Source organism: Nocardia sp. NBC_00508, from assembly GCF_036346875.1.
Lineage (GTDB): Bacteria > Actinomycetota > Actinomycetes > Mycobacteriales > Mycobacteriaceae > Nocardia.
This window is the reverse complement of sequence record NZ_CP107852.1, coordinates 2,213,003-2,225,789: the sequence shown is the minus strand read 5'-3', so window position 1 is coordinate 2,225,789 and position 12,787 is coordinate 2,213,003. Positions and strand designations below refer to the sequence as shown.

Below are 12,787 nucleotides of genomic sequence, written 5' to 3'. Positions count from 1 at the left end.
AGCGTGGAAGGATGACGAGCATCGGCGCGCGGTTGCTGCGGACCAGGTGGCTCGTGCGCGCGCCGATCGTCGTGTTCCGCGCGCGGCTCGGCTTCTTGTACAGCGGGCGGCTCCTGCTGCTCGAGCACACCGGTCGCACGTCCGGCCGCCCGCGCTCTGCGGTGCTGGAGACAGTCGCTCGGCCGAGCCCGGACCGCATGGTCGTCGCGTCCGGATTCGGGACACAGGCGCAATGGTTCCGCAACCTCGTCGCTGATCCCCGCTGCCGGGTGAGTATCGGTGCGCGCCATCGGGTTCCGGCGCTCGCGCGGGTGCTCGGCCCGGACGAGTCCGCGGTGGTGCTCGACGGCTACCGCCGCGAGCACCCCAAGGCGTACCAGGGGCTCGGCCGGATCATCGAGGAGGCCACGGGCTCGGCCATCGAACAGGTGCCGCTGGTCGAGTTGTCCTTTCCGGCCTGAAATCTGTTCAGCTCGAAGCTTTTCGCGGCGTGGCGACCACGCTCGCGTAGCGGCAGCAGAGCAGCATGGCGACCAGGGGCACCACCATGGCCGTGGTCAGCGGCACCACCGCGGTGAGCCAGCCGATCACCGTGGGACCGGCGAGCAGTCCGAGATAGCCGATGCTGAACACCCGGGACATGTCGGTGGCGGCGGTGTCGGAGCCCAGATTGCCTGCCGCGCTGAAGATCTGCGGGACGCCGCCGGAGAGTCCGAGTCCGGCCATAGCCCAGCCGAGCAGCGTCAGCGGAACCCACGGCGACACGATGATCACCGCAAGTCCGATGGCCGCGATCAGCGCGCCGTAGCGAACCACCGCCACCCGGCCGAACGCGTGGCTGACTCGGTCGGTGCCGAACCGTCCCACCGTCATCGTGGTGGAGAAGGCGCCGAACGCGAGCGCCGCGGTCGCCTCGTCGGCGCCGAGATGCTCGCGCATCTGCAGCGTGCTCCAGTCGGCGGCCACACCTTCGGCCAGCAGCAATGCGAAAGCGATCGCGGCCAGCGCCACTACTTTCCGGCTGCGATCGCCGGTTGCGGTATCCGTCGCGATGGCGGTGCTCCGGTCGGGCTTGTCCAGCGGTTGTGCGGCGTGGTACTCGATCGGCTCGGCCTCGGACCGGACCGGGTTGTGCTCGGAGTCGACTTCGAGCAGCGCTGTCTCTCGCTCGAGCGGAGTCGTATCGTGCTTGCCGGGTTCCGAGTCCTGCTCAGGCAGCGGTGCGTCGCGCTCGGACGCGTGCGCGGCAGCGACGGCGGCAATGGTCGTCTCCTCCTCGCCGTTCGCGTCGAGTGTGGTGTCGCGCAGCAGCCGCGGCACCAGAGTGAGGGTCAGCGCGACACAGCCCAGCGCGGCCAGCACCAGGGTCAGGCGCACATCCCAGCCCGCGCGCAACGTGGCGGCGCCGAGCAGGGAACCGAGCAGGCCGCCGCCGGAGAACAAGGCGTGGAACGCGGCCATGATCGGACGCCGATAGGCCCGTTCCACATGTACCGCTTGGGTATTCATCGACACGTCCAGCGCGCCGTTGCCGAAACCGAAGCAGGCCAGCGCCAGCGCCAAGGTCACCGGTCCGGTGGCGAGGCCGGGCCCGAGCACCGCCACCGAGGCGATGCACGCGGCCGCGCCGACCAGCGTCCTGCTGCCCAAGCGGTCGGCGAGTGGACCGGCCAGCCGCATGCCGACGATGCCCGCACCGGCCATCAGCAGGATGAACATGCCCAGCGTCGACTTCGAGACCCCGGTGCGGTCGGTGACGACCGGGATGTGCACCACCCACATGGCGAGCAGGAAGCCGTTCAACGCGAATACCGTGAACACCGCGGCTCGCGCGACGCGGATCGGACGATCGACCGTCGGGCTCAACACCACTTCGACGGTACCGACGGGCGATCCGGTATGGCCAGCTCCCCCGCGGAACCGGTCCAGGGCCTCGTTGACCTGGTCGTGCGTCCGGTGCATGACGCTCGACGCTGCGCGTCATGTCCGCGGGCGAGCCTACTGATCACTTCAACGCCTCATCGCTGCGAGACATTCCAGATTCCGGTGATCACCGTCTCCATGACGTAGTCCGCGAAATCCTTCGGGTCCCGTCCGAGCGCCCGGCGTACCCCGTCCGCCGGCTTGGCATTGCGGCCGTCGAGCACGGCGCCGAAGAGGTAGTCCAGCAGGCTCACCGTGTCGGCGGGCACCCCGCATTCGGTCAGTCCGGCGACGAAATCCGTGCGGGAGATCGGCACGAAGGCGATCGGCCGGTCGGTGGCCGCGCCGATCTCCGCGACAGCTTCGGCGAAGGTTATCGCTCGCGGGCCGGTCAGTTCGTACATCTCGCCGTCGTGTCCACCCGAAGTGAGCGCGGCGACGGCGACGTCGGCGATGTCGTCGGCGTGCACGAACGGCTCCGGCACGTGGCCATTGGGCAATGCGACCTCCCCGGCCAGGATGTAGTCCGTGAACGCGCCTTCGCTGAAATTCTGTGCGAAGAAGCTGCACCGCACGATGGTCCAGTTCAGGCCCGATTCCTGCACGATCTGCTCGCATTGCACGGCTTCCGGCTCGCCGCGGCCGGACAGCAGCACCAGCTTGCACACCCCGGCATGCGCGGCGGCCGCGGCGAACGCGCGGATCACTTCGGGAGCACCGGGAACCGCGAGGTCCGGTTGGTACGCGACGTAGGCGCTGTGCACGCCGGTCAGCGCCGCGGCCCAGGTGTCGCGGTCGGCCCAATCGAAGGGGATGTCGGCGGCTCGGGAACCGACGCGGACCGGATGCCCGGCCGCTTGGAGCCGGGCGACGACGCGGCTGCCGGTCTTGCCGGTGCCGCCGGTGACGAGGATGAGGCGCTGGTCAGCGGTGGTGTGTGTCATGTTTCGAGTACACCGGTCTCGGTCGAGACGGACCATGGCTCATCGGCTCATGATCATGCGCGATCGTCTACAGTTGACGAGTGGATGCGCTAGCCAGTCTGCTCGAAGGTCCTCGCGCCCGCGGTGCGTTCGTCATGTGTTCGCTGCTGGATCCGCCGTGGTCGCTGCGGATTCAGGACAAGTCCCCGCTGACCGTGGTGGCGATGATCCGCGGCGGCGCGTGGATCGTCACCGACAAGGGCGCGCCGCGGCAGCTGACCGCGGGGGATGTCGCGATCTTTCGCGGGCCCGATCCGTACACGGTGGCCGACGACCCGGCGACCGAACCGCAGATCGTCATCCATCCGGGGCAGGTGACGAAGACGATGGATGGTGAAATACTCTGCGAGACACTCAGTCTCGGCGTTCGACAGTGGGGCACCGACCCGCATGGCGCCACCATGATGGTCACCGGGACCTACGAGTCCGCGGGCGCGGCCAGCGAGCGTTTGCTGCGCGCGCTCCCGCCGGTGATCGTGTTGCAGCGCGGCGACTTCGACAGCAGGGTGCTCGACATCCTGGTCGACGAGGCGACCAAGGACGAGCCCGCGCAGAGCGCGGTACTGGACCGCCTGCTGGATCTGGTGCTGATCGCCGCGCTGCGCGCGTGGTTCGCCCGCAACGACGCACCCGCCTGGTACCACGCCTACGGGGACCCGCTGGTCGGCAAGGCCTTGCGCCTGCTCCAGCACAACCCGGCGCACGGGTGGACGGTCGCGGGCCTGGCCGAGGCGGTGGGAGTGTCGCGGGCCGCGCTGGCCCGCCGGTTCACCGACCTGGTCGGTGAGCCGCCGATGGCGTTCCTCACCGAATGGCGGCTTGCGCTGGCCGCGGACCTGCTCCAGGAATCCGATGCCACCATCGAGGCGATCGCCCGCCAGGTCGGGTACGGCAGCGCCTTCGCGCTGAGCACCGCCTTCAAGCGTCACTTCGGCGTCTCCCCGCGCGACCACCGCCAGGGCCGGACTCCCACTGAGCTATCGTCGGCCGGGTGACGCAGCAGTATCCGGTGCTCTGGCCGGTCCCCACCCGGTGGGCCGACAACGACCACTACGGGCACGTGAACAACGTGACGTACTACTCGTATTTCGACACCGCGGTCAACGCGTGGTTGATGCACGCTACCGGTGCCGATATCCGGACGCTGCCCGCGCTCGGTGTGGTGGCGCAGACCTCCTGCCAGTATCTCGGTTCGCTCAGCTTCCCGGACCAGTTGCAGGTCGGCCTGCGCATCTCGCGGCTCGGCCGCTCCAGCATCACCTACGACCTGGCCATCTTCCGCGAGGCCGACGGTGGCCTGGAACTGGCCGCCACCGGCACCTTCGTGCACGTCTACGTGGACGCGGAGACGCGGAAGCCGGTCGAGATCCCGGAGGTCATCCGGACCGCCGCGGCGGCGCTGGTCACGGACTGACAGTCTCCGAACGGCCACAGCGCACCGGGTTGCCGCGATGCGGTAGAACGGCGCACCGGCACGCCTAGGACGTTTGCGGTGTATGGCGTCACATGCGGCTGAGGAGCGTCAGCGGGTCCTCCACGAGGCTCGCGGTGGTGGCGAGGAAGCGGGCGGCCAGTTCTCCGTCGATCATCCGGTGGTCGAAGCCGGCGCCGAGGGTGGTCACCCAGCGGACTGCTAGTTCGTCGCGGAATACCCACGGCCGCTTGCGGATCGAGCCGAGACACAGGATCGCGGCTTCGCCCGGATTGACCAGCGGTACCCCGGCGTCCACGCCGAAGACTCCCACGTTGGTGATGGTGAAGGTGCCGCCACGCAGGTCGGCGGGCGTGGCGCGGCCGGCACGGGCGGTGTCGGCCAGCCAGCCGATCTCGCGGGTGAGATCGCGCAGGCTCAGGGTCTGCGCCTCTTTGATGTTCGGCACGAGCAGGCCGCGGTCGGTGGCCACCGCGATGCCCAGGTTCACAAAGTGTTTGGTGACGATCTCCTGGTTGGCTTCGTCCCAGAAGGCGTTCATGCCGGGGAAGTCGGCGAGGGCGGCCAGCGCCGCCTTGGCGACCAGCGCCAGCGGTGTCGGGGCTAGGCCCGCAAAGGATTTCGTGCTGCGCAGGTGGTCGAGCAGTTCCATCGAGGCGGTGCAGTCGACCGTGACGAAGACGCTGGCCTGCGGGATGGTGCGGGCGCTGTTCGACATCGCAGCGGCGGTGCGCTTGCGGATGCCGCTGATCGGGGTACGGGCCTCACGCGCGGCGGGGCGGACTGCATCGGCGTCGGTTGATGTCCCGGCGCCGACTGGACGCGGTTGCGAGACGGGCACCGCGCCGCGCACGTCGTCCACGGTAACCGCGCCGCCAGGCCCTGACCCCGCGACGAACCACAGATCGATGCCGAGTTCGCGTGCGAGCTTTCGCGCGGCGGGAGTCGCCGCCGCGCGCGTCGCGCCGAGCGCTGAACCTGGCCGTTCCGGCTCCCGAACGGCGCTGTCGGGCCCAGCGGTAGCTGCCGTGCCGTTTGCTGAACCCGGTCTTTCGGGGCCGAGTTCAGGTGAGGTATCTGCCGCGATATCGCTCGCGCCGAGCGCTGGACCCGGTCGTTCGGGTTCCCTGACGGCGGTATCCGGCTGGGCGGTATTCGCCCCGACCTCCTGCGTGATGCTCTGCGCCGGTAGTACTGCGGGCCTGCGGCGCCGAGACGCTGCTTCCTCCCCAGGACCGTAGCCGACCAGAACCGAGGATCGCCCCGATTCCCGAGCGGCCTCGTCGGGTCCGGCTTTCTGCTCGGGCTCCACGCGAATGAGCGGTGCGCCGACCGCGACGGTGTCGCCCGGCTGCGCCAGCAGTTCCACCACGCGGCCCGCGAACGGACACGGTAGCGACACCACCGCTTTGGCCGTCTCCACCTCCGCGATGGTCTGGTTCAGCTCCACCGTGTCGCCGACTTCCACCGCCCAGGACACCAACTCGGCGTCGGTCAGCCCTTCCCCGAGGTCCGGGAGCCGGAACTCCAGCACGGACGCCGGAAGAGGCCGGCGGGCATGGTCTTCCACGTGGGCACCTCTCACTACGGCGAACCCCCGTCAGGCGGCGAGGGAACGGTCGATCGCGTCGAGAATGCGGTCGGGGTCGGGCAGGTGGTGCTTCTCGAGCTTAGCCGGGGGATAGGGAATATCGAATCCGCCGACGCGCAGGACCGGCGCCTCCAGGTAGTAGAAGCAGCGCTCGGTGATCCGCGCGGCGATCTCCGCGCCGAGCCCGGCGAATACCGGCGCCTCGTGCGTGACGACCAGCCGCCCGGTCTTCGCGACCGACTCCTCGATCGTGTCGAAGTCGATCGGCGACAGACTGCGCAGATCGATCACCTCGAGCGTATGGCCCTCCTCCGCAGCGATTTTCGCGGCCGCCAGCGCGGTCGCCACGGTGCCGCCGTACGCGACGACGGTCGCGTCCGTACCCGTGGCGCACACTGTTGCGCGATCCAGCGGCAGCCCGCCGTCGCGGTCGAGTGCGACGAAGTCGACATCGGCCTTGTCCCAGTATCTGCGCTTGGGCTCGAAGAAGATCACCGGGTCGTTCAGCGCGATCGCCTGGCGGATCATCGAATACGCGTCCACTGGATTGCTCGGTGTCACGACGCGCAGCCCCGCGGTATGCGCGAAATAGGCTTCGGGCGATTCGGAGTGGTGCTCTACCGACCCGATGCCGCCGCCGAACGGGATGCGAATCGTGAGCGGAGCGTTGACCTTTCCCTGGGTCCGATAGTTGATCTTCGCCACGTGCGAGACGATCTGGTCGAACGCGGGATATACGAAGCCGTCGAACTGGATCTCGCACACCGGCCGATAGCCGCGCAGCGCCATGCCGAAAGCCGTGCCGATGATGCCGGATTCGGCCAGCGGCGTATCGATGACCCGATTGTCGCCGAAGTCTTTCTGCAGTGTGTCGGTCACCCGGAACACCCCGCCGAGGCGGCCGATGTCCTCGCCCATCAGCAAGACCTTCGGATCGTCCTCCAGCGCGCGGCGCAAGCCGGTGTTGAGCGCGGCGGCGAAGGTGGTGATCATTGTGTGACTCCTTCTCCTCGAGCGGAGGACTCGCCGGGATCGCCGGACAGGTACTCCGTATACGCCCTCCGCTGTTCGGTGATCAGCGGGTGCGGTGTGGTGTAGACGTGGTCGAACAGCTCCGTCGGCGCGGGATCGGGCATGTCGATGGTGGCGCTGCGCACAGCCTGGGCGACCTCGTCGGAGCGCTGGGCGACGCGTCGGGCGAACGCCTCGTCCCACAGGCCCTCGCGCTCGAGCAATCTGCGCATCCGGTCGATCGGATCACGCCGCGCCCACTGCTCGGTCTCGGCCGCCGAGCGATAGCGGGTGGGATCGTCCGCCGTGGTGTGCGGACCCATCCGATAGGTGAGCGCCTCGATGAACGACGGGCCGCACCCCGAGCGCGCCCGTGCTACTGCCTGCCTGGTCACAGCGAGCACGGCCAGCACGTCGTTGCCGTCGACCTGCCTGCCTGGCATGCCGTATCCGTCCGCGCGGCGCGCGATCGGGGTGGCGCTCTGCACGCGCACCGGTTCGCTGATCGCCCAGTGGTTGTTCTGGCAGAAGAACACCACGGGCGCGCTCCAGCTCGCGGCGAACCCCAGCGCCTCCGCGATATCGCCCTGACTGCTCGCGCCGTCGCCGAAATAGGTGATGGTGGCGATTTCGGCGCCGTCCAGGTGCGCGGCGAACGCGTAGCCCGTGGCGTGCAGGCCCTGGGAGCCGACGACGATGTTCGGGTTGGTCATGTTCACCGCGTGCGGGTCCCAGCAGTGGTGGGCGGCGCCGCGCCACAACCGGGTGAGATCGGTCGGCGGCACACCGCGGCAGTAGGCTACGGCGGTCTCGCGATAGCTGCAGAACACGTAGTCGTCCGGATGCAACGCGTGCGCCGAACCCACCTGGGCGGCTTCCTGCCCGAGCAGTGGCGCCCACAGGCCGAGCTGGCCCTGGCGTTGCAGCGCGGTGGCCTCGGTATCGATCCGGCGGGTGACGACCATGTCCTCGTACAGCGTGCGCAGGTGGTCGGGGCCGACATCGGCGACCAGCGCGGCGTACTGCGGATCGAGCACGCGACGGCCATCCGGCTGGACCAATTGGACCGGATAGTCGGACTTGCCCGTCATCGGTGCTCGCCTCCTCGTCCGTCACGGCCGTGGGAATGTGTTCTATCTCACAGCATCCACTAGAACGCGAACTGCGCAAGTGCTTGACAGGCGGATGGGCAGAATGCTCAATTCCGACCTGGCGAATGGTGTCATACTGCGTTGTATGACCAGAGAAAACGTCGGCGTCACCCTGGACGCCACCGACGCCAGGCTGTTGCTGGAGCTGGTCGCCAATCCCAGGGCGACGGGCGTCGAGCTGGCCGCCCGGCTCGGCCTGTCCCGCAACACCGTGCAGGCTCGGCTGTCCCGCTGGGAGGCCGGGGGCGTGCTCGGCAGTTTCGAGCGCCGTGTCGAGCCGCGCGCGCTCGGCTATCCGCTCGCGGCGTTCGTCGCGGTCGTCGTCGATCAGCACCGGCTGGATTCGGTGGTGGACGAGCTCGCGGAGGTGCCCGAGGTGACCGAGGTGTGCGGCATGACCGGGCTCACCGACCTCACCGTGCGTGTGGTCGCGCAGGACGCCGACGACCTGTATCGCATCGCGGGGCAGATCCTCAAGATTCCCGGCGTCGAGCGGACCAATATGGCGCTGGTGATGCGCGAGCTGGTCGGTCCGCGTACCGCCCCGCTGCTGGATCGCCTGGCGAACTCGAGCTGAACGTGCAGCTCGCGCCGACCGAGCGGAGGCTGGGGTAGCCGCATGGCCGAGCGGAGGCTGGGTAGCCGCAGGGAAGGCGGAGTCGGACGCAGTCCGTCCTCAGCTCGCGCCGGGCCGAGCGGAGGTTGAGGTAGCCGCAGGGAGGGCGGAGTCGGACGCAGTCCGTCCTCAGCTCGCGCCGGGCCGAGCGGAGGCGAGGCAGCCGCCTAGGGTATTGGGATGGAGATTTGGGGCAAGGTTGCGATCGTCACGGGGGCGGGCGGGGGGATCGGGGCGGCGCTGGCGGAGCGGCTCGTCGCTGGTGGGGCGCGGGTGGTGCTCGCCGATCTCGACGGTGCGAGTGCGGCGCGGGTCGCGGAATCGCTCGGCTCGGCTGCGGTCGCGGTCGGTGGCGACGTGGCCGACGAAGCGGTGATCCGCCAGCTGATCGAGCGCGCCGAGGCCGAATTCGGTCCGGTAGACCTGTATTTCGCGAATGCGGGCATCGGCGGCGGCGCGGGGCTGGACAGCACCGATCAGCAGTGGGCGGCGGCGCTCGAGGTCAACGTGATGGCCCATGTCCGCGCCGCACGGCTGCTGGTGCCGGGCTGGCTGGAGCGTGGCAACGGTTACTTCGTGAGCACGGCGTCGGCGGCAGGGCTGCTCACCCAGCTCGGTTCGGCGCCCTACGCGGTGTCGAAGCACGCGGCCGTCGGTTTCGCCGAGTGGCTATCGGTCACCTACGGCGACAAAGGGGTGCGGGTGAGCTGCGTGTGCCCGATGGGCGTGGACACCCAGCTGCTGCACGGCGGTCTCGTCCCGCCGGAACACGCCGCCGAAGCCGAGCTCGCGGTGAAAGCCGTCACCAGCGCGGGTGCGGTGCTGTCCCCGGACGAGGTCGCCGAGATCGTGCTCGCCGGTGTCGCGGACGAGCACTTCCTGATCCTCCCGCACCCCGAGGTACTGAAGATGTACCGCCACAAGGGCTCCGACTACGACCGCTGGCTCGACGGCATGCGCCGCTTCCAGGCCGCCCTGACCGAGTAGCGCCGATACGCGGCCCGGCGGCCGGTTGAAGAACAAGGACAAGCCCTTTCAACAGCATCGGCGGACCATTCCGCGCGAAGATCGCAACTAGCGGCGGATGCCCCTCGCGCAGGCGGCGCGGGGCCGAGGGGCACGGTAGCGTGGCGCATCCGCCTAGCGCAGGACCTTGCGCACCACCAGACCGGCGAGCAGCGCCCAGAAGGCCGCGCCGATTCCGGCGAAGCCGACGCCCGACGCCGCGATCAAGAAGGTGACGATCCCGGCTTCCCGGTGTTCGTCGGAGCGCAGCGCCGCGTTGAGTGCCGCGGCGAGTGTGGCGAGCAGGGCAAGACCGGCGACGGTTTCCAGCGTTCCCGCCGGAGCGGTCGCGATCAGCGTGACCAGTGCGGCGGAGCCCAGCGCGAGCAGCAAGTACGTGACGCCGGCGGTGAACGCCGCGATCCAGCGCCGTTTCGGGTCCGGATGGGCGGCCGGCGCCGCCGAGAGCGCGGCGCTGATCGCGGCGAGGTTGATCGCGTGCCCGCCCGCAGGCGCCCCGAGGACGGTGCCGAGGCCGGTCACGGTCATCGCCGCACGCCAGGGCACCCGATAGTCGAACGACGCCAGGACCGCGGTGCCGGGAATGTTCTGCGACGCCATGGTCACGATGTAGAGCGGGATCGCGACGCCGATCAGCGCCTGCCAACTCCAGTGCGGCAGGGTCAGTTCCAGCGACGGAACCATGCCGCCCACGTCGAGCGGCTTGTGCTGGACGACGATGCTGATCGCGGCGCCCGCCGCCGCGGTGGCGAAAGCCGCGATCACGGCCCAGCGCCGGGCATACCGTTGCAGCACGAGCCAGACGAGGATCACCGGAATCACCACCACCGGACTGGTCTGCACCGCACGCACCGGAGCCAGGCACAGGGGCAGCAGCACCCCGGCCAGCATTGCCTGCGCTATCTCCACCGGGATCGCGGCGACCAGCGCACCCAGCCGCTGCCACAGTCCGGTGATCACGATCAGCACCCCGGCGACCACGAACGCGCCGATCGCCGCGGGCCACCCACCCGCAACGGCGCCGGTGCCCGCCAGCAGCGCCGCGCCCGGCGTCGACCAGGCCAGCGTGATCGGCATCCGATACCGGTAACTCAGCAGCATCATGCCGAGCGCCTGCGTGACGCACAGCGCGAGCAGACCCGAGGCAGCCTGCGCGGCGCTCGCCCCCACCGCGGTCAGCCCGCTCAGCACGACGGCGAACGCGCTGGTGAAACCCACCAGCGCCGTCACCGCGCCCGCGCCGAGCGGCACGAGACGGGACTCGGACCGATCGGGTTCGTGCGCGGTACCGGCGCCCGTGGTGCCGAAACCGGGGGCCGTGGAAACATTGGACATTGGCCGGATATTGCCCCTGGTCACCGGGACGTGTCGCCAGCCAGTGCCCGGAAACTGGCCTGACTCGCGGCGCCCTGCTTCGCGTCTCGCGCTGCGGAACGCCGGAGTATCGCGACAACGATGCATTCGGATGCGTAGGGTGGGGGAGTCGGTGCGCGAGGATGCGATTCGGGACGAGGAGCTGAGTTGAGCGCGGTGCTGATCTCACCGGGAGAGCTTCGGGAAGCGTTGGCGGACAAGCGGCTTCGCCTGCTGGACGTCAGATGGGCGCTGGGCGACCCGGACGGGCCGCAGCACTATCTCGACGGCCACATCCCCGGAGCGGTGTTCGTCGATCTGGAAACCGAACTGGCCGCGCCACCCTCACCCGCGCGCGGCAGGCACCCGCTGCCCGAACCGACGCACCTGGAGAAGTGCGCGCGCAGTTGGGGTCTGTGCGACGGCGATCCGGTGGTCGTCTACGACGCCACCGGCGGCATGGCCGCTGCCCGCGCCTGGTGGCTGCTGCGCTGGGCGGGCGTCGCGGACGTGCGCATTCTCGACGGCGGACTGCCCGCCTGGACCAGCGCGGGCGGACCCATCGCGACCGGCGCCGAACCGGATCCCGAGCCGGGTGATGTCGAATTGAGCCCGGGCGGGCTGCCGGTGATCGACGCGGACGGCGCGGCGCGCTGGGGAGGCGTGCTGCTGGATGCCCGCGCGGGCGAGCGTTACCGCGGTGAGGTGGAGCCGATCGATCCTCGTGCCGGGCACATTCCCGGCGCCCTCAGCGCTCCGACCGCCGACAACCTCGACGCCGATGGCCGCTTCCGCCCGGCGGACGAACTGCGCGACCGTTTCGGCGGATTCGGGTCCGAGCCGATCGCGGTCTACTGCGGGTCGGGCGTGACGGCAGCGCATCAGATCGCGGCGCTGGCCCTGGCGGGTGTCGAGGCGGCGCTGTATCCCGGTTCGTGGTCGCAGTGGTCGAACGATCCGAAACGGCCGGTGGCGACCGAGAGCTGAAGGCGACAGCTCGCTACAACCAGGCGCGGGCCAGGAGATCGTCGTCGGTGACCTCGCTCGCCCGGGGCGGGAACCGGGTGGCCGCGATCGACTCGACGTGCGTCCCATCGTGCCCGATCAGCCATGAGCCGCCACGCTCCTCGCACTCGGCGATCTTCGCGAAGGTGGTGAGCAGGAACGTGACCGCTTCACGCGGGTCGCTTGTCCGCGCCAGACGCTGGGATTCACCAGGTCGCGACAGGTCCAGCCACACGCCGCACTGTCCGTCGCACCGCATGCCGACGATCTTGTCGGCGTGCACGAAGGTGAACTTGCGTCGTTCCCACGCGGTCGTCGGTGTGAAGCTCTGTTCGAGGACCTGGAGCAGAATCGTCATGCTGCTTCCTCCGCTTCCCTTGACACCAAGCTGCGGTTCTTCCGCGATGACCAGCGGATATTCCAGTATGTTCCTTTTCCGGTCCGTTGGGTACTGCCCGGCCGTCCCGCCAGGTCGGAGTCTTCTCATCGTCCGGCCCATGCCGCCGCGCCCGGCTCGCCCGTGCCGGCCGCGCATCTGCGGCACCTTCGAAACTACGCCTGACCTGCGTCGTCCGCTCGGTGCGGCAGGTCGTCGGCGTGTCCGCCTATCGCCACCGCGCAGTCCAGCCCATCCGGCGGTTCCCATCCGAGAGCGCGTCCGCTTCCGTCCGGACCGCGTCCGGTGCGTCGATGGGC

General features: G+C 69.6%; 13 protein-coding genes. 6 read left to right on the top strand and 7 right to left on the bottom strand.

What is annotated here, in order from left to right:
* Positions 1–11 precede the first annotated feature (11 nt).
* Entirely contained in the window at positions 12–461 is a 450-nt protein-coding gene (locus tag OHA40_RS10055; RefSeq protein ID WP_330232782.1) for a nitroreductase family deazaflavin-dependent oxidoreductase, read from the top strand.
* Between the two features lie 7 nt (positions 462–468).
* On the opposite strand, the gene OHA40_RS10050 is transcribed toward OHA40_RS10055, so the two are convergent.
* Both OHA40_RS10050 and OHA40_RS10045 read right to left on the bottom strand, forming a co-directional pair.
* The gene (locus OHA40_RS10050) at positions 469–1,962 is read right to left on the bottom strand and encodes an MFS transporter (RefSeq protein WP_330232781.1); all 1,494 of its coding nucleotides are present in this window, start codon (positions 1,960–1,962) and stop codon (positions 469–471) included.
* Positions 1,963–2,018: 56 nt separating this feature from the next.
* Positions 2,019–2,867, bottom strand: a complete 849-nt coding sequence (locus OHA40_RS10045; RefSeq protein WP_330232780.1) for an NAD(P)H-binding protein — start codon at positions 2,865–2,867, stop codon at positions 2,019–2,021.
* Between the two features lie 80 nt (positions 2,868–2,947).
* Between OHA40_RS10045 and OHA40_RS10040 the strand changes: the two genes are divergently transcribed.
* A complete protein-coding gene (locus tag OHA40_RS10040) occupies positions 2,948–3,901 on the top strand; it encodes an AraC family transcriptional regulator (protein WP_330232779.1) in 954 nt (317 codons plus the stop codon).
* Positions 3,898–4,320, top strand: coding sequence for an acyl-CoA thioesterase (locus OHA40_RS10035; protein ID WP_330232778.1), 423 nt, complete (start codon positions 3,898–3,900; stop codon positions 4,318–4,320). Before OHA40_RS10040 ends, OHA40_RS10035 begins: the two co-directional genes overlap by 4 nt.
* Before the next feature lie 88 nt (positions 4,321–4,408).
* Here OHA40_RS10035 and OHA40_RS10030 read toward each other — a convergent pair whose 3' ends face one another.
* Genes OHA40_RS10030 through pdhA form a run of 3 tightly spaced genes read right to left on the bottom strand, consistent with a single transcriptional unit; the run spans position 4,409 to position 8,031 of the window.
* Positions 4,409–5,908 (bottom strand): dihydrolipoamide acetyltransferase family protein, encoded by a 1,500-nt coding sequence (locus tag OHA40_RS10030; protein ID WP_330232777.1) that lies wholly within the window; start codon positions 5,906–5,908, stop codon positions 4,409–4,411.
* Positions 5,909–5,938: 30 nt separating this feature from the next.
* Positions 5,939–6,922, bottom strand: coding sequence for an alpha-ketoacid dehydrogenase subunit beta (locus OHA40_RS10025; RefSeq protein WP_330232776.1), 984 nt, complete (start codon positions 6,920–6,922; stop codon positions 5,939–5,941).
* The gene (gene pdhA / locus OHA40_RS10020) at positions 6,919–8,031 is read right to left on the bottom strand and encodes a pyruvate dehydrogenase (acetyl-transferring) E1 component subunit alpha (RefSeq protein WP_330232775.1); all 1,113 of its coding nucleotides are present in this window, start codon (positions 8,029–8,031) and stop codon (positions 6,919–6,921) included. Before pdhA ends, OHA40_RS10025 begins: the two co-directional genes overlap by 4 nt.
* Before the next feature lie 145 nt (positions 8,032–8,176).
* Between pdhA and OHA40_RS10015 the strand changes: the two genes are divergently transcribed.
* Complete coding sequence (locus OHA40_RS10015; protein ID WP_040774899.1) at positions 8,177–8,668, top strand: Lrp/AsnC family transcriptional regulator; 492 nt, start codon at positions 8,177–8,179, stop codon at positions 8,666–8,668.
* A 219-nt stretch (positions 8,669–8,887) separates the two neighbouring features.
* Positions 8,888–9,694 (top strand): SDR family oxidoreductase, encoded by an 807-nt coding sequence (locus tag OHA40_RS10010; protein WP_330232774.1) that lies wholly within the window; start codon positions 8,888–8,890, stop codon positions 9,692–9,694.
* Positions 9,695–9,847: 153 nt separating this feature from the next.
* Here OHA40_RS10010 and OHA40_RS10005 read toward each other — a convergent pair whose 3' ends face one another.
* On the bottom strand, positions 9,848–11,068 hold the full coding sequence (locus OHA40_RS10005; RefSeq protein ID WP_330232773.1) for a benzoate/H(+) symporter BenE family transporter: 1,221 nt from the start codon (positions 11,066–11,068) through the stop codon (positions 9,848–9,850).
* A 186-nt stretch (positions 11,069–11,254) separates the two neighbouring features.
* Here OHA40_RS10005 and OHA40_RS10000 point away from each other — a divergent pair, with 186 nt between their 5' ends.
* On the top strand, positions 11,255–12,073 hold the full coding sequence (locus OHA40_RS10000) for a sulfurtransferase (protein ID WP_442943971.1): 819 nt from the start codon (positions 11,255–11,257) through the stop codon (positions 12,071–12,073).
* Between the two features lie 13 nt (positions 12,074–12,086).
* Here OHA40_RS10000 and OHA40_RS09995 read toward each other — a convergent pair whose 3' ends face one another.
* Positions 12,087–12,449 carry a hypothetical protein gene (locus tag OHA40_RS09995; protein WP_330232772.1) on the bottom strand — a complete coding sequence of 121 codons (363 nt, stop codon included), beginning with the start codon at positions 12,447–12,449 and terminating at the stop codon, positions 12,087–12,089.
* Positions 12,450–12,787: the final 338 nt, after the last annotated feature.

What these genes read in the sequence shown, in the direction of transcription:
- OHA40_RS10055 (WP_330232782.1), top strand. Translation starts at nt 12, where the DNA reads ATGACGAGCATCGGCGCGCGGTTGCTGCGGACCAGGTGGCTCGTGCGC.
- OHA40_RS10050 (WP_330232781.1), bottom strand. Translation starts at nt 1,962, where the DNA reads ATGCACCGGACGCACGACCAGGTCAACGAGGCCCTGGACCGGTTCCGC.
- OHA40_RS10045 (WP_330232780.1), bottom strand. Translation starts at nt 2,867, where the DNA reads ATGACACACACCACCGCTGACCAGCGCCTCATCCTCGTCACCGGCGGC.
- OHA40_RS10025 (WP_330232776.1), bottom strand. Translation starts at nt 6,922, where the DNA reads ATGATCACCACCTTCGCCGCCGCGCTCAACACCGGCTTGCGCCGCGCG.
- pdhA (WP_330232775.1), bottom strand. Translation starts at nt 8,031, where the DNA reads ATGACGGGCAAGTCCGACTATCCGGTCCAATTGGTCCAGCCGGATGGC.
- OHA40_RS10015 (WP_040774899.1), top strand. Translation starts at nt 8,177, where the DNA reads ATGACCAGAGAAAACGTCGGCGTCACCCTGGACGCCACCGACGCCAGG.
- OHA40_RS10010 (WP_330232774.1), top strand. Translation starts at nt 8,888, where the DNA reads ATGGAGATTTGGGGCAAGGTTGCGATCGTCACGGGGGCGGGCGGGGGG.
- OHA40_RS10005 (WP_330232773.1), bottom strand. Translation starts at nt 11,068, where the DNA reads ATGTCCAATGTTTCCACGGCCCCCGGTTTCGGCACCACGGGCGCCGGT.
- OHA40_RS09995 (WP_330232772.1), bottom strand. Translation starts at nt 12,449, where the DNA reads ATGACGATTCTGCTCCAGGTCCTCGAACAGAGCTTCACACCGACGACC.